Origin of the sequence: Amycolatopsis lexingtonensis, from assembly GCF_014873755.1 — a bacterium.
GTDB classification, from domain to species: domain Bacteria; phylum Actinomycetota; class Actinomycetes; order Mycobacteriales; family Pseudonocardiaceae; genus Amycolatopsis; species Amycolatopsis lexingtonensis.
Window position 1 is genome coordinate 399733 of the sequence record NZ_JADBEG010000001.1, and the last position, 20901, is coordinate 420633.

Genomic DNA, 20901 nt, shown 5'->3' on the forward strand with positions numbered 1-20901 from the left:
GCGGTGCTCTCGTCATAGAGGATGACGAACGGCCTCGCCGCAACTCGACGGGCGCGCCCGGCGGATCCCGTCGGCCCGGCCGCCCGGAGGTGCCGAAATCGTCGTCGCCCGATCGGAAAATGCGTCTGTGCGGAATTGCCCGAAAGGGCAATCACCAATTTTTCCGCGCCGGAACTAATGCGCGGTCGTGTGCGGGAGGAGGTCGCGGAGCGTATCGGAAGGCTCGAGTCCCAGTTCCTCGAGCAGCGTGCAACGGCACTGCTCGTACTGGTGCTGCGCCGCCGCCCGGTTGCCCGCCGCGAGGTGCGCGTCGATGAGCACGCGGTGGGCGCTCTCCCGCAACGGCTCCGCGCGCACCGCCGCCAGCCCGGCCGCCACCGCTTCGCCGTGGCGGCCGGCCGTGGTGAGGCGCTTGGCCATGGCTTCCAAGGCGTAGAGCCGCAACTGGTGGTACTGCTCCTGCTCGATCAGCACCCACTCGTTGTCCGACCACTCGGGCAGCAGGTCGGCCGACAGCTCGTCGCGGGTCTGGCGGGTCAGGATGTCGTCGCACAGGCACGTCTTGTCGAGCAGGCAGTGCGCGCGGGCGACGGCGTCGTGGATGTCGACGGTGATGTTGCCCGCCAGCGCCATTTCCTGCGTGGACGCGTCGATGACGCGGTGCCCGGTGCGGGACGCGCGCCACAGCGACGAGCGCAGGTTCGCGTTGGCGCGGGGCGTCGTCGCCTCCGGCCACAGCGTTCTCGCCACGTACGTCCTCGTCCGCGGACGGTCCTGCAGCGCGAGGAAGGCGAGCAGCCGCTGCGCGCTGTAGGACAGCACGACGGGGTCGTCGCCCACCAGCAGCGTGAACCCCTTCAGCAGCCGCAGTGTCACGATCTGTGTTGCTTCAATGCGCATCGGCTCCCCAACCTACGCCCGCACCGATCGGATCGACCCCACCGTGGGGCAATTCGCGACCCGACTGTAAAACGTTACGGGGAATTATCGTCGATGCGGCGTCAACGGGGCGTCACGAAAACGTCATCGGGCCTGCTCCGAGCTCGTCCAGCCAGCTCTGCACGGCCGCGTGCACCGCCGCCCGGGACGTCACCGCCACGGGTTTGGCCTCGTCGGTGCCGACCGTGGAGAGGATGCGGACCCGCAGGGCGCCGGGTTCGCCGCCTTCCAGCCACGCACGCAGGACCATGCTGCCGGACCGTTCCTCGGGGACCTCCACCGACGCAGGATGCGCGCAGCCCTGTCACCACGGCGTCGCCGCCGCGTGTGCGGGCACGTCAACGCCCGGACCGGGAACGCCGTCGTGACGCTCGCGCGACGCGCGGGTCGCGGCCCCGCCACGCCACCCCTGCGATGCTGCCGCGGCAGAACAGGGGAGGACTGGCATGGGCGATTTCGGCGTTGTCGCCGACGTGTCGACGATCATCGTCGACCGGCTCACCGCGGCGTTGCGCGGACTCGATCCGAACGACCCGCCGACGGCGATGCTGAGCGACCTCGAGGACCGGCCGAGCCGGGCCACGCTCACGGTCTTCCTGTACGAGATCGCCGAAGACCCCACCTCGCGCAACCGGCCGCCGGTGCGGTCGCTGCCGCCGGCCGCGCCGACCAGCCGCAAACCGCCGATGGCGCTGCTGCTGCGGTACCTGATCACGCCGTGGGGCGGCAGCCAGGCCACGCAGCACCAGATGATCGGCCGCGCGCTCCAGGTCTTCTACGACGACGCGATCTGGACCGGCGAGGAGCTGACCGGCAGCCTGGCCGGCACCACGGAGGCGCTGCAGTTCACGCTGACGCCGCTGACGCTCGATCAGAAGTCGTGGATCTGGTACGCGATCCAGAAGCCCTACCGGCTGTCCCTCAACTACGAGGTCCGGGTCGTCAACCTCGACTCGCTCGACGTTTCCGAGCTGCGGCTGGTCCGCAGCCGCACGATCAACGGGACACCGGTGCCATGACCCGCTTCTACCCCCTCGAAAGCTCCGTCCTGCACAGCCCGGCGTGGTTCGTGCCGTTCGACGAGTTCACCCAGCGCGCGCGGGCCGCCGACGTGAGCACCGAACTGGAGCGCTTCGACCCGGCCGACAACGTCTGGGTGCTCCAGGACACCCCGGCGATCCGCACCCCGAGCGCGGTGATCGCCTACCCGGAGCTCGGCCGGCGCCGGGGCCCGGGCGCGCAGCCGGAGCTGTTCCGCGTCCGGTTCAGCGCCATCGGGCTCGCGCCGCTGTACCCGGCGGACGGCGAGGCCTTCGACGCGAGCCTGGCCGGCGTCGAGTTCACCGCCTACCCGTACGACGACACCACCCCGCCCGCCACGGCCGGCGACCCGCGTGTGGTCCGGCTGCTGCCGGGCGTCGCGTACCCGTACGGGGCCGGCGTCCGCACGGTGTACGGCGTCGTCCGCGCAGCCGGGGTACCGGTGGCCAGCGCGCTGGTCGAGGCGCGGGGGATCACGAGCCGGGACGGCGCCCCGTGGCAGGAGCGGACGCTGACCAGTGCGGCCGGCGCGTTCCGGCTCGCGCTGCGGTGGGAAGGCGAGCCCGTCACCGGGCTGCCGGAGCAGGTCTTCCACCTGACGGCCACCGAACGGCCGGGACGGACCGGCGCGCTGGACGTCCGGCTGCCCTCCGGCCGCAACACCAGGCACGTCATCGAGATCGTCGAGCAGTAGAGAAGGAGCTGAACCATGCCCGAGTACCTGAGCCCCGGCGTCTACGTCGAGGAGGTCGACGCGGGGCCGCGGCCGATCGCGGGGGTGAGCACCAGCACGGCGGGCATGGTCGGGGTCACCCAGCGCGGCCCGACCGACGGGAAGCCCAAGCTGGTGACGAACTTCCTGGAGTTCCAGACGACCTTCGGCGGGTTCCTGCCCGAGCCGGACCCGTCGCTCCGGGACGCCTGGGCCGAAAACCCGACCGAGGGCGGCCGCTGGTGGCTGTTCCCGCTGGCGGTCAAGGGGTTCTTCGACAACGGCGGCCAGCGCCTCTACGTCAAGCGGGTCGCCAGCGCCACCGCGCAGGCCGCGTCCGGCACGTTCGGCACCGGCCTGGTCAGCGCGATCACCCGGGACGCCGCGGCCGGGTCGAAGGTGCTGGAGCTGGCCCACCTGGTCGGGTTCACCGGAACCGACGAGGTCAAGGTCTTCCGCGGCAGCGACGACGTCGAGATCGGCCCGGTGACGATCACCGGGTACGACGCCGGCAAGGGGCGGGTCACGCTCGGCACCGGGCTGGCGGCGGAGGTCAAGGCGGCCCGCGGCGACTACGTGCTGAAGGCTCCCCGGGCGACCACGCCGAGCCTGCGGTTCGCCGCCTCGAGCCCCGGTTCCTGGGGGAAGGCCGTCCAGGTGCGGATCTCGCCGTCGGTGAGCGCGTCGCTGCCGGTGCTGCCCGAGCCGAACGAGGGACCGCTGTTCATCACCGCGCTCGCCGCCGACGCGGACCGCGACACCGGGTCGATCCAGGTGAACGCGGTGCCCGGGCTCGACCCCGACGACCTGCCCGACGACGTCTGGATCCTGATCAACAACCGGCGTTTCAAGGTCACCGTGGCGCAGCCGGAAGCGGGCAAGGTGACGCTCACCTTCCCCGACGGCACCACGCACGCGGCGTGGAAGAACGGCCTCACCGTGCGCCGGGTGCGCCGGGCCAACGCCGCCGCCGGCCCGAAGCTGCGGATCAGCGGCTCGAGCCGGCTGTACGAGGGCGCGGTGACCCAGCTCGACACCGGCGACCAGCTGAGCACCCTGAACGTCGTGGCGATCGAGCCGGACGACGTCGTCACGTTCGGCGCCGACACCCCCGAGCTGGTCTTCGAGACCGCCCGGCTGCTGCTGGTCGAGTCCACAGTGGACACCCGGTTCTCGGACCCCGGCGGCGGCTCGGTGACCGAGACGTTCCGCAACCTCCGCCTGACCGGCACGGAGCCCGGCACCGTGACGGGCACGCTGGCGACCCAGTCGCGGCTGGTGCGGGCGACCGCGCTGGACCTGAGCACCGATCCCGCCGAGTTCCCCACGCCCGCCACCGGTTCGTGGCTCAGCCTCGCCGACGACGGCGACGACGCGTTCGGCGGCCTCGACGTCGGGGACTTCGTCGGCACGGACGGCGGGAGCGGCAAGCGCACCGGCATCGTGGCGCTGGAGGACATCGACGAGATCGCGATCTGCGCGGTGCCCGGCATGTGGGCGGGTACGGTCGAATCGGCGCTGGTGACCCACTGCGAACAGCTCAAGGACCGGTTCGCCGTCCTCGATCCGCGCGACGGCCTCGACATCGAGGGCATCCAGGAGTTCCGGGAACCGTTCGACACCAAGTACGCCGCGCTGTACTACCCGTGGCTCGTCGTCAACGACCCCTCGACCAACCAGTTCGTCGAGGTGCCGCCGTCGGGGCACATCATCGGGATCTACGCCCGCACCGACGTCGAGCGGGGGGTGCACAAGGCGCCGGCCAACGCCGTCGTCCGCGGCATCCGGCTGACCGACGGCATCGCCCAGGACGTCACCAAGCGGCACCAGGACCTGCTGAACCCCCGTGGCATCAACGCGCTGCGGTTCTTCCCCGGCCTCGGCCAGCGGGTGTGGGGCGCGCGCACGCTGTCCTCGGACACCTCCTGGAAGTACGTCAACGTGCGCCGGCTCTTCCTGTTCCTCGAGGAGTCGATCGACGAGGGCACGCAGTGGGTCGTGTTCGAACCGAACGACGAATCCCTGTGGGCGCTGGTGCGGCAGACGGTCGCGAACTTCCTCACCACCGTCTGGCGCAGCGGGGCGCTCGCCGGCACCACCGCGGACGAGGCGTTCTTCGTCCACTGCGACCGCTCCACGATGACCGACGACGACATCGCCAACGGCCGGCTCATCTGCGTGATCGGGGTGGCGCCCGTGTTCCCGGCGGAGTTCGTGATCTTCCGGATCCAGCAGAAGACCCGCGAGCCCCAGCTCGTCTGACCACTGAAAGGCAACGGACATGCCACCTGTGACGCGCGACGATCCGTACGCCGCGTATAACTTCCTGGTCATCGTGACCAACGTCAGCGACGACGGCGTCGCGGTGAGCGGGTCGTTCACCGAAGCCAGCGGGCTCGACGTGGAGCTGCCGGTGATCGAGTACCGCACCGGCAGCGAGGACATCACGGTCCGCAAGCTCGTGGGCCTCAAGAAGTTCCCGAGCGCGCTGACGTTCAAGCGCGGGGTCACCGGCCACGTCGGGTTCTGGAACTGGGTGAAGGAGGCGCTCGACGGCCGGGTGCGGCGCACGTCCGGCTCGATCGTGATGCTCGACGAGAACCGCCAGGAAGTCATGCGCTGGAACTTCAACCGGGGCTGGCCGACGAAGTACACCGGGCCGTCGTTCAACGCGACCAAGAACGAGATCGCCATGGAGACGCTCGTGCTGGCCGTCGAGGAATTCGTGATCGACGCGTGAGCGGGCAGAGATGACCAGCGCGGCGCTTCCCGGCGTTTCCCTGACCTTCGAGCGAGCGGCCTCCGACGACGAGCCGCTGCGCACGGACGTGGCCGTGTTCCTCGGCCGCACCCGGCGCGGCCCGGTCGGCGTGCCCGTGCGCGTCGAGAGCTGGAACGACGTCGTGGGCGCGTTCGGCCCGCCCGACGGCACGTCGGCGACGCCGTACGCGCTGCGCGGGTTCTTCGAAAACCAGGGCCGGACGGCGTGGGTGCTGCGGGTGTCCGGGCCCGCCGCACCCGCCAGCGCGCCGTGGACGGACGACTTCCTCGTGGTGGCCGCGAGTCCCGGCGCGTGGGCGAACGGCGGCCGGGTCGCCGTGCGGTACCGGGCGAGCAGCGTCGCGGGCCCGCCGACGGTGACCGTGCGGGTGCTCGTGCCCGGCGAGCCGCCGGAAACCTTCGCGGGCATGGCGCCCGGCGAAGTCGGCGACCGGCTCGCCGCGTCGCGGCTGATCCGGGTGGTGGCACTGCACCCGGACCGGCCGGGGAGCCCGATCCCGCCGGGCGCGCCGATCTCGCTGGCGTGGGACCTCACGCTCACCGGCGGCACGGACAGCCCGCCGGGGCGCAACGACTACTCCGACGCGGTGGCGGCGCAGGCCGACCTGCCGGAGCCGGCGCTGGTGGCCCTCCCGGACCTCGGCGCCGACCTCACCGGCGCCGACCACACGAACCTGGTGCTGGAACTGCTCGGGGTCGTGGCACCGCTGCTGGACCGGCTGGTGCTGCTGGACGTGCCGCCGGAACTGTCCACGGTGGACGAAGTGGCCGGCTGGGCCGGCACGCTGGCCGGGTTCGGCGACGACGTGCTGCTCGCCGCGGCGGCGGTGTACCACCCGCCGCTGCGGGCGCCCGCGCTCGTGGGCACCGGGCTGCGGACCGTGCCGGCGTCCGGGCACGTGGCCGGGCTGGTGGCCCGGCTCGACGCCGAGCGGGGCGCCGCCCACACCCCGGCCAACGCCACGCTGCTGGACGCGGTCGACCTCGAGGTGGAATACCCGGAAGCGCAGCAGGTCCGGTTGTTCGACGCGGGCATCGACCTGGTGCGGTGCCTGCGGGGCCGCGGGCTCGTGGTGTGGGGCGGGCGGACGCTGTCGCAAGACCCGCGCCGGGTGTACGTCGCCCACCGCCGGCTGCTGCACCTGCTGGTGCGGGCCATCCGGCGGGCCGCCGCGCCGCTGGTGTTCGAGGTGAACTCGGCGGAGCTGCGGCTGTCGCTGGTCCGCGCGATCACGTCGGTGCTGCTGGAGGCGTTCCGCACCGGCGCGCTCGCCGGCTCCCGGCCGGACGAGGCCTTCCGCGTCGTGTGCGACGAAACCAACAACCCGCCCGAGCAGGACCCCGGGCAGGTCGTGTGCGAGGTCGAAGTCGCGCCGGCCGTGCCGATGGAGTTCATCGCGCTGCGGCTCGTGCTGGGCCAGGACCGCGGTCTGGAGGTGATCGAGCAGTGACGACACCGGTGGAGCAGCTGCTCGCGCTCAACGAGCCGCTGCCCAAGTTCCGCTTCCTCGTCACGCTGTCGGCGGCGGACGTCTACCTGCCGCCGGCGCAGGCCCTGCTGCTGCAGGTGGTGGCGTCCGGGGCCTTCCAGGAGGTCACCGGGCTGGGCGCGCAGCTGGAGGTGGTCAACTACCCCGAAGGCGGGCGCAACGACGCGGTGCACAAGCTGCCGCTGCGCCACTCGTGGAACCCGATCACGCTCAAGCGCGGTGTGGTCCGCGACCGCCTGCTGTGGTCCTGGTACGAAACCGGCCTGCACGACTCGCTGGGGGCCCGCCGCGACGGCGCCCTGATCATGCTCGACGAGGCGGGGCTGCCCGCGAAGTCGTGGCTCTTCCACGGCGGCCTGGCCGCCAAGTGGACCGGCCCGGACCTGCACGCCGAGCAGAACGCGGTCGCGATCGAGTCCTTGGAAATCGCCCACGAGGGCCTGACGGCCGTCCTCTAGGAGAAGAAACCGTGCCCAGGAACGTGACTTTCCACAACGTCGAGGTGCACTTCGCGGTGGACGGCGACGACTCCGCCGTGTTCACCAAGCTGTTCACCAAGCACATCCAGGCGTGGGCACGGCGGTACGAAGAAGAGTGCGCCCGGGCCGAACGCAGCGGGAACGACCGCAGGATCGGGGATTCGGGGGGCCGCCGGTGATCACCACACCGTTCTCGTCGGTGAGCCAGGGTGCCGACGCGCACCTGGAGATCGAGCGGCCGCCGAACCGGACGCCGCAGGTGATCCCGCTGCGGTTCAACCCGACCGAGTACAAGCTGAGCAAGAGCAACACGTTCGCCGAGATCACCATCCCCGGGCTGGAGACGCCGCCGATCCAGTTCATCCGCGGCGGCACCGAAACGCTGACGCTGCAGGCGCTGGTCGACACCTCCGACACGCTCAACGACGTCCGGACGTCCTATGTGGACGCCGTGCGCGACCTGATGCGGATCGACGGCACCGAGCACGCGCCGCCGATCGTCCGGTTCCACTGGAACGGGCCGGTGTTCAAGGGCGTGCTGGAGAAGCTGGACGTGAACTACGTGCTGTTCGCCAAGAACGGCGTCCCGCTGCGGGCCCAGCTGGACATCACGCTCAAGGAGTACCGCCTGGCGAAGGACCAGGCCGTGGACCCGCCGCGGTCCTCGCCCACGGTGGAGAAGAGCTACGTCGTGCGCCGCGGCGACACCTGGGACCGCATCTCCGCCGCTGTGTACCGGCGGCCGGACGCGTGGCGGGAACTGGCGCGCGCCAACGGCATCTCCGATCCACGCGACCTGCGGCCGGGGCTGGTGCTGACCGTGCCCCGGCTGCCGTGAGAGGGGGCCGCCGATGACCGCGCCCGCGGGCACCCAGCCCGAACTCGCCGATCCGGACGGCTACGCCCCGGAGTTCGAAGTGGTCGTCGAGGGACTGACACTGGACCCGGAGACGAAGAACGACATCCTCGACGTCAAGGTGCACCGCGACCTCGACGAGATGTCGGGCTTCGACCTCGAGCTGAACAACTGGGACGACGTCACGCTGAAGTTCAAGTACAGCGATTCGAAAGACCTGCGGATCGGCGCCCACGTCTCCGTCCGGCTCGGCTACGCGGGCCGGCTGCTGACCGTCGCCACCGGGAAGATCAGCACGCTCGCGCCGAAGTTCCCGGATTCCGCGTCGCCGACCATCTCCATCACCTGCGTGGACGGGCTGCTCGACCTCAAGGACCGCAAGCCCACCAAGGAAGAGGACAAGAACTTCGTCAACAAGACCGACTGGGAGATCGCCGAGCAGATCGCACGGCGCAACCACCTGGCGTTCGAGACGACGCACGAGGGCCCGCGGCACGACCTCGTGGTGCAGAAGAACCAGTCCGACGCGCAGTTCCTGATGGAGCGGGCGAAGCGGATCGACTTCGACTGCTACCTCCTGCCGGACTCGCGCACGGGCGTGCAGACGCTGTACTTCATCAAGCCCACCGACGGGCGCGACTCGCGGCCGATCCGGTTGTTCCGCCTGGCCTACGCGCCCGGGCTGGCCACCGGGCCGAGCGGGCAGCCGCCCGGCCTGGTGCCCAACCTCCTCGACTTCACCCCGACGATGACCGTGTCCGACCAGGTCAGCAAGCTCACCGTGCACGGCTGGGACCCGGTCAAGGCGGAGCCGATCGAGTACGTCGCGACCAAGGACGACCTGCCGGGCGGGCAGAACTCCGCCGACGGGCAGAGCGGGCCCGAGGCGGCGGCGAGCGCGGCCGGCGACCGGCAGGAGGTGGTCGTCGACGCGCCGGTGCTCAACCAGGAGGAAGCCAAGGAGCTGGCCATCTCGCTGCTGCGGGAGCGGGCCTACGAGTTCATCACCGCGACCGGCAGGCTGGCCGGGCTGCCGGAGCTGCGTCCGGGGGACAACCTGGAGATCTTCGGCCTCGGCAACCGGTTCTCCGGCACCTACTTCGTCAAGCGCGTGGAGCACGCCCTCAACACGAGCGGCTTCTTCACCACCTTCACCGCCCGGCGGATCTTCCAGGGGGACAAGCAATGACCGTGCCACGGGCCATGGCGACCGACCAGCGCTTCTACGGCGTCGCGCCGGCGGAGGTCGTGGAGAACGACGGGGACGACGAGGGCCGCGTCCGGGTCAAGTACTACTGGCTGGACGGCGGTGCGTCGATCAGTCCCTGGATCCGGGTCAGCCAGCTGTACGCGGGCGCCGGCTACGGCTCGGTGTTCGTGCCCGAGGTCGGCGACGAGGTGCTGGTCGCGTTCTTCCAGGGCGACATGCGCCAGCCGTACGTGCTGGGCGGGCTCTACAACGGCAAGAAGAAGCCTCCCGTCGCGCACAAGGACGGGGTCGACCAGAAGATCATCCGGACCAAGGCCGGGCACCGGATCCTGTTCGACGACAAGGAAAAGGAGATCACCATCAGCACCGCGTCGGGGGCGAAGGTGGTGCTCAAGGACAGCGGCGAGATCACCCTCGAAGCCAAGAGCGTGACGGTGCAGGCGGCCGAAATCGACCTCGGCGGCGGCTCGTCCGAGCCCGTCGTGCTCGGCAACGCGCTGATGCAGGCCTTCGTGCAGCACACCCATCCGGTGGCGGGCGCGGCCACCGGGCCCGCGACGCCGCTGCCGCCGACCGTGCTCGCGAAGAAGGTGAAGGCGACGTGACCGAACCTTTCCTCGGCACCGGCTGGCGGTTCCCGATCCTGCCCGACGAGGCCGGCCGGCTGTCCTACGCCGTCGGCGAGACGAGCATCGAGCACTGCCTGCGCGCGCTGCTGCTCACCGCCACGGGCGAGCGCGTGATGCGCCCGGACCTCGGCACCACCGTGCAGGAGTCGGTGTTCGCGCCGGGCAGCGTGCAGAACCTGCGGAGCCTCGAACGGTCGATCGCCGACGCGGTCAAGAAGTTCGAGCCGCGGGTGGAGCTGGCGAGCGTCCTCGCCGAGGCCGACCCGGCCGACGAGTCCCGCGTGACGATCTCCGTCGAGTACCGGATCCGGCGCACCAACACCAAGGCCAACCTGGTGTTCCCGTTCTACCTCGGCCTGACGGGGACGACGCCATGACGCTGCCCGTGCCGAAGCTGGACGACCTCACCTGGGCCGACATGATGGCGGCCATCACCCGCCGCATCCCGGCGGAGTCGGACGGCACGTGGACGCTGCACGCGCCCGTCGACCCCGGTGTCACGCTGCTGGAACTGTTCGCCTACGTGCTGGAGCAGCGGCTCTACTGGCTGGACCAGGCCCCCGACGAGCTCGTCGTCGCGATCCTGAAGCTGCTGGGGCTCGAGCCGCCGCGCGCGGCGCGGGCGGCGGCCACGGTCCTCGCGCTCACCGGTGCGGAAACGCCGATGGTGGTGCCCGCGGGCACCGTCCTGGCCCGTGACCCGGCCGCGGCCATCCGCTTCACCCTCGACGACGAGGTGACCGTCTTCCCGGTGGCAGGCGAGGCGACGGTGTTCACCGACCGCGACCGCACCGCCGATCTGCTGGCCGGGCACGGGGTTCCGCTGCTGGCGAGCGACGGGTCCGCCGCCTCGGCCCGGTTCACCCTGCCGCTCGCCGGGGCGCACCCCGCGACCGGCTGGCTGTCGCTGCTGGTCGAGCTCGACTCGCCGCTGCCGCCGTCGTGGGCGCCGCCCCCGCTCCCCGTCGTCCGCCCGCCGGCCGAGCTGACGTGGTCGTGGTTCCGCCCCAGCGGCGACGCTTCGGGCGAGTTCGAGGAGGTCGAGGACGGCACCGGCGGGCTGCGGCGCTCCGGCGTGGTGCGGCTGCGGCCGCCGGCCGAATGGTCCACAGTGGACCGCGGGCTGGTGGTGGCCACCCCGGCCGCGACCTACTCGTCGCCGCCACGGCTGCGGCGGCTGGCGGTCAACGCGTCGGGCGCCCGGCACGCCGAGCACCGCACGGTGACCGGGCTCGAAGACCAGACCCGTGCGTGGCTGAAGCTGCCGGGCCAGCGGCTCGAGCTGCCGGACGCGGCCGGCCGGCTGCTCACCGCGGTCCTGCACCTGGCCGGCGAGCGGTGGGACCCGGCGGCCGACTTCGCGTTCGGCTCCGGCCGGGACCGGATCTTCCTGCTCGACCGGCACGACGGCGCGCTGGTGTTCGGCGACGGCCTCACCGGGCGGATCCCGCGTCCCGGCGGGGAAGTCCGCGTCGACTACACGATCGGCGGCGGCCGCGACGGCAACGGCGGCCTGACGGACAACTGGCTGCCGGTCGACCTCGCGCTGCCGGTGCGGGCGGCGAACCCGGTCCAGGCCGCCGGCGGGGCGGACCCGGAAACGGTGGCGCAGGCCCGCGACCGGGCCTCGGGCGCGCTCGGCGAAGTGACCAGGGCGGTCACCGCGGAGGACTACGTCACGCTGGCCGTCACGACGCCCGGCGTGGCGGTCGGCCGCGCCCACGCCGCAGTCGGCGAGCACCCCGGCTTCCCGTGCGCGCGGGTCCCCGGCGCGGTGACCGTCCACATCGTCCCGGCGGTGCCGCGCGACGGCGACGACGCCGTGCCCGCTCCGGAACCGGACCCCGGCATGCTGTGCGCGGTCGCGGACCGGCTCGCCGAAGCGCGGTTGCTCACGGCCGAAGTGTTCGTGCGGCCCGCGGTGTACCGGGACGTCCGGCTGCGGGTGGACCTCTCCGGCGCGCCGGCCGACCGGGTCCGGGTGTCCACTGTGGCCGGTACGGCGCTGCGCCGGTTCCTCGACCCCTTGGCGGGCGGCGACGACGGGACGGGCTGGCCGTTCGGCGAGCCCCTGCGCCCTTCGGCGCTGCTGCGGGCCGCGCAGGAAGCGCTCGGCGACCTGGCGGCGGTCACCGCCGTCGCGATCGGCGTCGACGGCGCGGAACCGGCGGAGACGTGCGACGACGTACCACTGCGGCCCGGCGAGCTCCCGGCCGTGCGCGAGGTCCGCACGCGCGTGGTGCCCGCGGTGGAGCCGGGGGAGGGATTGCTGTGACGTTCCGCGCGAGGGTCGCGAGCGAGCAGGACGTCTTGAATGACTCATTCAGGACCTCCCAAGACCTGAATGAGTCATTCAAGACATCGGCGGTGCGCCGGTCTCGCCGGAGTCCGTTGTCGGGCTCGGCGCATGTGGCCTCGGGAGCGCGAACCGGGGGTGGGGTGCGATGACCGACGTCTGGTGGGCGCGCGATTCGGACGAAGAAGCGCGCATCGTCCCCGGCCCCGGGCCGTCCGGGGTGCAGCCGGAGCTCGTCGACGCGACGCGGGAAGCGGTGCGGGGCGCCGTGCGCGACCGCATCCCCGGCTACACCCCGGATTGGACCAGCTTCGACCGGCAGGACGCCGGGGTCGCGCTCGTGCGGCTCTTCGGCACCCAGGCCGAACCCGTGCTCCTGCGGGTCAACCGGCTGCCGGAGAAGATCCTCGCCGAGCACCTGAACACCGCGGGCGTGCGCCGCCGTCCCGCGACCGCGGCGGCCGCGCTGCTCGAGTTCACCGTGAAGCCGCCGGACGGCGCTTCGGTGCTCGTCCCCGCCGGGTTCCAGGCGGCCGCCACCGGGACCGGCGGCGACGTCGTCTACGAGACCGACCAGGACCTCTACGCCACCCCCGCCACCCTGAGCGTGCTCGCGGTGCAGCGGGGCGGGGCGCTGGAGCCGGTGCCGCTCGGCCCGAACGGGCCGGGTCGGCCGTTCGCGCCGTTCGGCACCGAACCCCAACCGGGCAACGCGCTGTGGCTGGGCCTCGACGGCACCGCGAGCCCGTTCCCCTCGCTGTCGCTGGGGTTCGTGATCGCGGCCGCGCCGCCGGTGCCCGCGGCCGCCGGCGGGCTCACCCCGCTGCCGCTGGCACCGCAGCCGCTGCTGCGCTGGGACGTGCTGGACGGCGGCCGGTTCCGGCCCGCCGAAGTCGTCCGCGACGGGACGCAGGGACTGCGCGCCAGCGGCGTGGTGGAGCTGCGGCTGCCCCGCACCTGGGCACCCGGGCAACCGCCGGCCGCGCGCCCGAGCCCGCCGCTGCGCTGGCTGCGGCTGCAGGTCGCGCAGGGCATGTTCACGGTCGCGCCGCCGCTCGTGTCGGGACTGCGGCTGAACACCGTCGCCGCCACCGCCGCCCGCACGATCTTCGACGAGCCCCTGGAGCCCATCCAGGACCCGGCGAACCCGTCCGAACGGCGCCGGCTGCGGCTGAGCCAGGTCCCGATCCTGGCCGGCACCGTGGTGATCGAGGTCGACGACGATCCCGGCATGGACCTCTTCGGCACCACCGACGAAGGTGTGTCGCAGTGGCAGGAGGTGCCGAGCCTCGCCGCCTACGGCCCCGACGACCACGTGTTCACCGTCGACTACGACACCGGCGTGGTCACCTTCGGCGACGGCGTCAACGGCGCGCCGGTGCCGCCGGGCTTCCGCAACGTCCGCGCGGTGCGCTACCGCGTCGGCGGCGGCGCGGCGGGCGCGGTGGGCGCCGGTGCCGTCAACGGCGTCGTCACCGCGCGGCCGTTCGTGACCGGCGTGACCAACCCGTTCCCCGCCACCGGCGGCGCCGACGCCGAGCCCGACGCGGACGTCATGCGGCGCGGGGTGGGGGAGCTGCGGTCCCGCGGCCGGGCCGTCGCCCCCGCCGACTACGGCCTGCTGGCGCTGCGCGCGCCGGGCGCTTCGATCGCCCGCGCGAACGGGGTGCCGGGCCTGCACCCGGACTTCGCCGGCACGCCCATCCCCGGTGTCGTCGGTGTCCTCGTGGTGCCGCCGTTCGAAGCGGGCGGCACCGAGCCGCCGGTACCGACCGCCGCGACCCTGCGCGCGGTGGCCGACTTCCTCTCGCGCGAGGTCGCGCCCGCCGGCATCACGGTGGTCACCGGACCGGTCGCGTACCGGCGGATCGGCGTCGAAGCCCGGGTCGTGCTCGACACCGGCCAGGACCGGGCCGCCGTCCTCGCCCGCGCGGCGGACGCCGTGACCACCTACCTGGACCCGGTGCGGGGCGGGGAAAACGGTGGCGGCTGGCCGTTCGGCGGCGCGGTGCGGCACACCGCGCTCGTGCGCCGGCTGCTGGCGGTGGACGGCGTCCTCGCGGTGTCCGGGCTTTCGCTCACCGCCGACGGGCTGCGGCTGCCGCCGTGCACCGACCACCCGATCCCGCCGGACGACCTGGTGTGGCCGGAACGCCCGCTGCTGATCCCGGTGGAGGAGACCGCATGACGTGCACACCCACGGCCGTGACGTTCCGGCTCCTCGACGACGTCGTCGGGTGGGACCAGGACGCCGTGGCGAACCTGACCGGGTTCGGGGACGAGACCGGCGTCCGGCTCGCCCACCCCGGCGCGGCCCCGGACGGCCCGACGCGGACGCAGCTGCTGCCCTGGTTCCCCGATCCGCGGCTCGCCCCCGGCTGCGCGCCGTGCGGCTGGTACTTGCTCTCGGGCAAGCGGTTGCTGCGCCGGGACACCTGCACCGGCGGCTGGCGGCCCGTCTGGGCCCCCTACCGCGACCCCCGGCTGCTGCACGCGCCGACGGCCGTGGCCGCGCGCGGGCACCGGATCGCCGTGGTCGACTCCGGCCGGGTCTTCGTGTGGCGCAACGAAGGCGACCACCTGGTCGCGGTGATCGGGCTCCGGCACGCGAAGGTCGTCGCGCTCGCGCAGGACGAGCAGGTGCTCGTCGCCCGCGAGGGCAGCAGCCGGTTGTGGCGCTACGGCGCCGACGGGCGGCTGTGCGAGGTCATCCGCACGCACGTCCGGGGCGAGATCATCGGCATCCGCACCGGGCCCGGCCGCACGATCTGGCTGCTCACCGAGGAAGCCGGCCGGTTCCGGATCTACCGCGACCACTGCGAGTCCACAATGGACAAGCTGGCTGCCGAGGTCCCGCCCAGCGGTCTCGTCCGCGCCGACGACGACGGCTTCTGCCTGCGCGAGCGGGGCCCCGACGGCGAGGTGACCTCCTGCTACGACTGGGAAGGGCAGCCGCGGGAGGAGCCGGCGCCCGAGGCCGGGCAGTTCGTCACCGAGGGCGAGTTCACCACCTTCCGGATCGACAGCGGGATCTCGCGCTGCCGGTGGCACCGGGTGCGGGTCGACGCGGACGTGCCGGCGGGTACCGCGGTGTCGGTGTCGATCGTGGTGTCCGAGAACGAGGAATTCGCCGACAGCGACTGGCAGACCGCGCCCGCGGGCGTCACCGACTTCCTCGTCGACCAGCCGCCCGGCCGCTACCTCACGGCCCGCGTGCGGCTGTCCGGCGACTCGTCGGCGACGCCGGTCCTGCACCGGATCCGGCTCGACTTCCCGCGGTCCACCAGCGCGGACCTGCTGCCCGCCGCGTTCCGGCAGGACCCGGCGGCCGACGACTTCACCGAGCGGTTCCTGTCCCTGTTCGACGCGACCACGGCCGAGATCGACCGGGTCGTCGAGCGCTACCCGGCGCTGCTCGACCCGGCCGGCGTGCCGGATGGCGCGCTGCCGTGGCTGGCCGGGCTGCTCGGCCTGTCGTTCGAAGCGGGCTGGGACGCGGAAACGCGCCGGAAGCTGATCACCGCCGCACCCGGGCTGTACCGGCGGCGCGGCACGCCCGGCGCGCTGAAGGACGCGATCGGGATCGTCTTCGGCGCCGAGCCGGTCATCGACGAACTGGCCGGCGACCGCCACTGGGCGCAGGTCCGCGCGACCGCGGCGCCGCCGACCGCCCGCGGGCTCGGTTCGGTGCGGCTGTTCGGCCGGTCGTCGTCGCGGCTGCGGCTGGACACTTCAACGCTGGGCGCGACGCCACTGCGGGCGTTCGGCGACCCGGACACCGACCCCCTCACCGAGCACGCCCACCGGTTCCGGGTCCTGCTGCCCGCCGGCGCGGCCGACGAGGAGGCGGTGCGGCGCCTGGTGGTCCGGCAGGCGCCCGCGCACACGAAGGGGGCGGTGCGCGTCGGCGGAACGGGGTTCGTGGTCGGCACGCGGTCGGCGGTCGGGGTCGACACCGCGTTCGTCCCGCTGCCGCCGCCGGTGGTGGGCGGTGCGCGCCTGAACCACGACGGAGTACTGCGGCCCGGACCACGGGGCGCCCGCCACGGGGTGAGCGTCGGCGTGGTGTCCGCGGTCGGGGTCCACACGCGAGTGTCTTGAGAGGACAGGGAAGAGATGACCGAGGCAACGACGACAGAGGAACAGCCCTTCCGCCGGTTGCGGTACTTCCACGGCCAGCTGCTCACCGCCCGCGACTTCCAGCGGGAGCAGGAGTACTTCCGCGAGAAGCTGAAGCTGCGGATGCGCTGCCTGCTCGGCTACGGCGTGGTGTGCGGGCTGTTCGTGGAACCCGCGCCGCCGTCGGACGACAAGGAGAAGCACGAGCACCAGGCCAGGGTGCACATCACCAGCGGGCTCGGCGTCGACTGCGACGGGAACGAAGTGCTCGTGCCCGGCAGCTGCGCGATCGACCTGTGGGACGCGCTGCACGAGGACGAGCGCACCGGGACGACGGTGTGGGTCGGCGTCGAGTACACCGAACGCGCGGTCGAACCGACCCGGACGGTGTTCAACTCCGCCTGCGCGGACACCTCGGACTGCGACTTCGGCTACACCGAGGAGAGCTACTGCGTCCGCGTCACCACCAAGACGCCGCCGAAGGACGAGCGCTGCGAGACCTGCTGCACCCGGTGCGAGCACAAGGTCCTGTGGCTGGCCAGGATCGACGACGTCGACTTCGCGAAGCCGGTCCGCGAGGAGCAGATCCACCTGGACGTCCGCCGGTTCTTCGGCCGCCGCGTGCCGACGGTGATCACCGGCGTCAACTGGAAGCACGGCCACACGTACACGGTCGACGAGGCCAGGGAACTGCTCGGCACCCAGAAGAACTCGGGCGGCCTGGTCGTCGAGTTCTCCGACGGCGTCCGCGTCGACAGCCTGCGCCGCGGTGTGGTGGAGGTCCAGGTGATCGAAGGCGGCGCCGGCCGCAACGCCGACACCTGGTACATGGGCGGCACGTTCGAGGAGCCCACGCCCAAGGACGGCGAGTTCACCGACCACTTCCGCTACCGGCAGACGACCCGGGAGACCCTGCAGGACGGCGACCGGGTGCTGATCACCGTCCGCGCCGCGTTCATCCTCGACCGCTGCTGCCGTCCCGTCGACGGCACCAACGTCGGCGGCCGGGTGCCCTTCATCGGCCACGCGAAGGCCGACGACGACGTCGAAACCGAGACCGGTCACGGCCACGACCCCCACCCCCACCCCGAGCCCGACCCGACCGGCTGCCTGGTGCCGCCCACCGGCATCGGGCCGTGGACGTCCGGCACCGGCGCGGGCGGCGACGTCTTCGAGAGCTGGTTCTTCATCACCGAGGAGCGTTCATGAGCAAGACCGATTGCGGGTGCGGGTGCGGCGGGGCGCCGGCCTTCCCCGCCGCGTTCGTCCGGCCGCGGTTCTTCGCGGGTCAGCTGCTCACCGAGGACGACCTCACGCTGCTGACCGACTACGTGGCCGGGAAGGACCGGCTGCACAACCGGATGCTGTCCGGCCCGGGCGTCGTGTGCGGGCTCGAGGTGTCCTGCGACTCGTGCGCGGGCGGGACGGTGCTCGTGCACCCCGGGCACGCACTGGACTGCTGCGGCAACGACATCGTGCTGTCCTGCAAGGAGAAGGTCGACGTGCAGGCGCTCGTGCGCGAGCTGCGGGTGTCCTCGCCGGGCATCGAGTGCGGCGACCCGTGCGACGACGACCAGCGGCACTTCGGGCTCTTCGTGCGGTACGAGGAGAGCATGGTCGGCCCGGTCGCGCCGTTCGCCACCGAGGAGCCGTGCCCGGCGCCGGGGTGCGTGCCCTCCCGCGTCGAGGAGGGCTTCCGGTTCGTCGTCAAGTGCGACACCACCGACGACCACCGGTACAACCCGGCCACCAAGCTGCTGGCGCAGATCGGGGACAAGGACGCCTACGAGCACGTCCGCCTGCTGAGCCTGCGGCTCGAGCACTACCTGGACCCGATGGCGGTTGCCGGCGGCTCGTCGACGCGCGTGTTCCGGTTCGACGACGCGGACTACGTCCGGTACACCGACAACCTCGGCTTCCTGCGGGACGGCGGTCAGGATCCGCCGCAGCCGGCGGTGGCGCGGCAGCAGACGGAGTACGTGCGGGCGCTGGCCAGTGCGATCGCCCGGTTCGACACCTACGACGCGGCCGGGCAGCAGGAGCTGCGGGCCAAGTACGAGACCCTCGGGCAGATCGACGATGCCCGGAAGGTGCTGGGCGCGGCCTGCGACCGGCTGGCCGGGACCAAGCCCGAAGAGGTCTGGCCCGACCCCGCGCACCGCGAGGTCGCGCTGGCCGTCGTGGCGGAGGCGAAGCACCGGGTGGCCACGCCCGATCCCGACGCGCCCATCGAGCTGCGCCTGCTGGCGCAGGGCACGCCGCTGGACAACGTGCTGGAGGCCGAATTCCGGGCCGACCTCGTCCGGATCCGGGAGTGGCTGCTCGGCCGGCTGGACCGGGTGGCCGGCGTCGCGGACTGCAAGCTGCACGACGACGTGCGCAAGGTCGCCATCCCGCAGCCGCTGCCGATCCCGGAACCGGACCAGATGCAGCGGCTGACCGTCGCCGACCTGGGCCTGCTCACCGACGCGGCCGGGAAGCTGACGACGTACGTGCGCCGGTTCGTCACCGACGCGGCCTGCTCGACGCTGAACCCGCCGTGCACCGACTGCGCGGACAACGACGTGCTGCTTGCGCACCTGGAGCTGGACGGCTGCGACGTGGTGCGCGTCTGCTCGGCGACCCGGGAGCAGGTGCTGCCGGGCGGCTCGGCCTACGGCGAGTGGCTGCCGAAGCTGTACCAGCTACGCCACTTCGCCGAACAGGTGTGCTGCCGGCCGACCCCGGTGTACCGGCCGCCGACCGTGCCGGAAACCGGGCCGGTCCCGCGGCCGTACGTGCCGGGGCTGCTCGAGGAATGGCGGCCGCGGGGGCCGCTGGAGCGGATGTGGGAGCTCCTGGTGACCCCGGCGCCGGGGGAGACCGTGCCGAAGCCCGTGCGCGAGCAGGTGTACACCGTGCCGGCCGAGGTGACCGACAGCCTGCAGGAGATGAACGCGCTGCGCGGGCAGGTGAGCGACCTGGTCGCGACCGTGGATGCGCTGCGGGGACAGCTGGACGCCGCGCGGCAGCAGGTCTCGCAGGTGCGGGACGAGCTGCCGGAACGGCTGTCCGACCGGCTTTCGGAGCTGGAGAACGCCCCGGAGGCGGAGGCCGCCGACGCCGAAGCGGAGGAAGACGAGGAGCAGGCCGCGAAGCCGAAGCAGCCGCCGCGCCGTGGCCGGTCGTCGACGACCCGCGGCGGTGGTACCGCCCGCAAGCCGCGGTCGGGTGAGACGTCGTGACCGGTCCACTGCGCCCGGAGTTCCACGAGGGGCAGGTGCTCGCCGCCGCGGACCTCGCGGCGACCGTCGCCTACGCCCGCTCGACGGCCGTCCGGCACGCGCGCCTCTCGCACGACTGGGGTATCGCCGACGGGCTCGGCATGACGACCGAGAACCGGACCGACCCGGTGTCGGGCGACCGGTTCGTCGAAGTGACGGTGCAGGCCGGGCTCGCCATCGACGGGACCGGCCGGGAGATCGTGGTGCCGGCGCCGGTCGTGCTCTCGGAGGCGGACTTCGAGGCGGTCAACGGCGCCGGCGGGAAGACGACCGAGCCGTACCCGGTGTTCCTCACCGCCGCCGACCGGGCCCAGCCCTCGACCGGCCCGGCGTCGTGCGCCGGCGCCGGCGGGCCGACCCGGGTGGAGGAGTCCTACCAGATCGTCTTCCGGCGGCTCGGCGACGAGCGGCTGGTGGCCGACCAGCAGCCGCCTGCGGTGGCCGCCGCCCCGGCCGCCCCGCCCGCGCAGTGGCTGGTGCTGCTGGGCTTCGTCCAGTGGAGCACCGGGCACTTCACGGCCGTGGTCCCGGTGGCGCGCGGGGTCGGGCCGCGGTACGTCGGGGTGCGCGCGGACACCGTGTCGGCCCGGTCGGGTTCGCTGGCGCTGCGCACCCAGCCCGCGGTCCAGGAGGGCAAGCCCGCGCTGGTGCTGTCCGGTGCGGCCGAGCCGACGCTGGTCTACGGGCTGTACAAGGGAACCGGCGAGGTCGACCCGCTGCTGACGGTGACGTCCAACGGCAACCTGACCATCGCGGGGAGCTTCTCCGGCCAGATCTCGGCGGGCAGCGTGCTGGCGACGTCCGGCAGCGCGACCGACGGCATGGTGCTGCCGCTGCCGTCCGGGGTCACGCCGGCGGAGATCGCCGACGGCCGCGTGTCGCTGCACGTCTACGTGACCCCGAAGATCCCGCCGTCCGACTCGGGGCTGACCGTGCCCGCCGAGGCCACAGTGGACGGTGACCGGCGGGTCCGGTGCCGCCTGCGGTCCTACGACCCGGGCGTGGGTCCCACGGTCACCGAGACCCCGGGCTCGGTCGACTTCCTGGTACTGGCAACGGTCGCGGCGACGAGCGGGGGTGGCTGAA

Annotated in this window: 19 protein-coding genes; 17 read left to right on the top strand and 2 right to left on the bottom strand. The window is 72.8% G+C overall.

Features of this window, described 5'->3' with window-relative positions:
* Positions 1–174: 174 nt before the first annotated feature.
* Entirely contained in the window at positions 175–876 is a 702-nt protein-coding gene (locus tag H4696_RS01905) for an AfsR/SARP family transcriptional regulator (RefSeq protein WP_086863733.1), read from the bottom strand.
* A gap of 136 nt (positions 877–1012) precedes the next feature.
* A complete protein-coding gene (locus H4696_RS01910) occupies positions 1013–1219 on the bottom strand; it encodes a hypothetical protein (RefSeq protein WP_143265320.1) in 207 nt (68 codons plus the stop codon).
* 166 nt (positions 1220–1385) lie between these two features.
* Here H4696_RS01910 and H4696_RS01915 point away from each other — a divergent pair, with 166 nt between their 5' ends.
* The 17 genes from H4696_RS01915 (at position 1386) to H4696_RS01995 (ending at position 20900) form a co-directional block, all read left to right on the top strand.
* Positions 1386–1958 (top strand): Pvc16 family protein, encoded by a 573-nt coding sequence (locus H4696_RS01915; protein WP_086863734.1) that lies wholly within the window; start codon positions 1386–1388, stop codon positions 1956–1958.
* Complete coding sequence (locus H4696_RS01920) at positions 1955–2674, top strand: hypothetical protein (protein ID WP_086863735.1); 720 nt, start codon at positions 1955–1957, stop codon at positions 2672–2674. Before H4696_RS01915 ends, H4696_RS01920 begins: the two co-directional genes overlap by 4 nt.
* A 15-nt stretch (positions 2675–2689) precedes the next feature.
* On the top strand, positions 2690–4954 hold the full coding sequence (locus H4696_RS01925) for a phage tail sheath C-terminal domain-containing protein (RefSeq protein ID WP_086863736.1): 2265 nt from the start codon (positions 2690–2692) through the stop codon (positions 4952–4954).
* A gap of 19 nt (positions 4955–4973) precedes the next feature.
* Positions 4974–5432, top strand: coding sequence for a phage tail protein (locus H4696_RS01930; RefSeq protein ID WP_086863737.1), 459 nt, complete (start codon positions 4974–4976; stop codon positions 5430–5432).
* Positions 5433–5442: 10 nt separating this feature from the next.
* Positions 5443–6924, top strand: a complete 1482-nt coding sequence (locus tag H4696_RS01935; protein WP_086863738.1) for a phage tail sheath subtilisin-like domain-containing protein — start codon at positions 5443–5445, stop codon at positions 6922–6924.
* On the top strand, positions 6921–7421 hold the full coding sequence (locus H4696_RS01940) for a phage tail protein (RefSeq protein ID WP_192782003.1): 501 nt from the start codon (positions 6921–6923) through the stop codon (positions 7419–7421). Before H4696_RS01935 ends, H4696_RS01940 begins: the two co-directional genes overlap by 4 nt.
* An 11-nt stretch (positions 7422–7432) precedes the next feature.
* Positions 7433–7621, top strand: a complete 189-nt coding sequence (locus tag H4696_RS01945) for a putative phage tail protein (protein ID WP_086863739.1) — start codon at positions 7433–7435, stop codon at positions 7619–7621.
* A complete protein-coding gene (locus H4696_RS01950; RefSeq protein ID WP_086863740.1) occupies positions 7618–8280 on the top strand; it encodes a CIS tube protein in 663 nt (220 codons plus the stop codon). Before H4696_RS01945 ends, H4696_RS01950 begins: the two co-directional genes overlap by 4 nt.
* A 13-nt stretch (positions 8281–8293) precedes the next feature.
* Positions 8294–9487: a phage late control D family protein gene (locus H4696_RS01955; RefSeq protein ID WP_086863741.1), complete on the top strand. Its 1194-nt coding sequence runs from the start codon at positions 8294–8296 to the stop codon at positions 9485–9487.
* Positions 9484–10113 carry a phage baseplate assembly protein V gene (locus H4696_RS01960; RefSeq protein WP_086863742.1) on the top strand — a complete coding sequence of 210 codons (630 nt, stop codon included), beginning with the start codon at positions 9484–9486 and terminating at the stop codon, positions 10111–10113. Before H4696_RS01955 ends, H4696_RS01960 begins: the two co-directional genes overlap by 4 nt.
* Complete coding sequence (locus H4696_RS01965; RefSeq protein ID WP_086863743.1) at positions 10110–10514, top strand: GPW/gp25 family protein; 405 nt, start codon at positions 10110–10112, stop codon at positions 10512–10514. The genes H4696_RS01960 and H4696_RS01965 overlap by 4 nt, the downstream gene beginning before the upstream one ends.
* A complete protein-coding gene (locus H4696_RS01970) occupies positions 10511–12412 on the top strand; it encodes a putative baseplate assembly protein (protein ID WP_086863744.1) in 1902 nt (633 codons plus the stop codon). The genes H4696_RS01965 and H4696_RS01970 overlap by 4 nt, the downstream gene beginning before the upstream one ends.
* Before the next feature lie 169 nt (positions 12413–12581).
* Positions 12582–14621: a putative baseplate assembly protein gene (locus H4696_RS01975; protein ID WP_086863745.1), complete on the top strand. Its 2040-nt coding sequence runs from the start codon at positions 12582–12584 to the stop codon at positions 14619–14621.
* Positions 14618–16534 (top strand): phage tail protein, encoded by a 1917-nt coding sequence (locus H4696_RS01980; protein ID WP_086863746.1) that lies wholly within the window; start codon positions 14618–14620, stop codon positions 16532–16534. The genes H4696_RS01975 and H4696_RS01980 overlap by 4 nt, the downstream gene beginning before the upstream one ends.
* Before the next feature lie 15 nt (positions 16535–16549).
* Entirely contained in the window at positions 16550–17761 is a 1212-nt protein-coding gene (locus H4696_RS01985) for a hypothetical protein (protein WP_086863747.1), read from the top strand.
* Positions 17758–19776 carry a hypothetical protein gene (locus H4696_RS01990; protein ID WP_192782004.1) on the top strand — a complete coding sequence of 673 codons (2019 nt, stop codon included), beginning with the start codon at positions 17758–17760 and terminating at the stop codon, positions 19774–19776. Before H4696_RS01985 ends, H4696_RS01990 begins: the two co-directional genes overlap by 4 nt.
* Positions 19773–20900 carry a hypothetical protein gene (locus H4696_RS01995; protein ID WP_192782005.1) on the top strand — a complete coding sequence of 376 codons (1128 nt, stop codon included), beginning with the start codon at positions 19773–19775 and terminating at the stop codon, positions 20898–20900. Before H4696_RS01990 ends, H4696_RS01995 begins: the two co-directional genes overlap by 4 nt.
* Position 20901 lies beyond the last annotated feature (1 nt).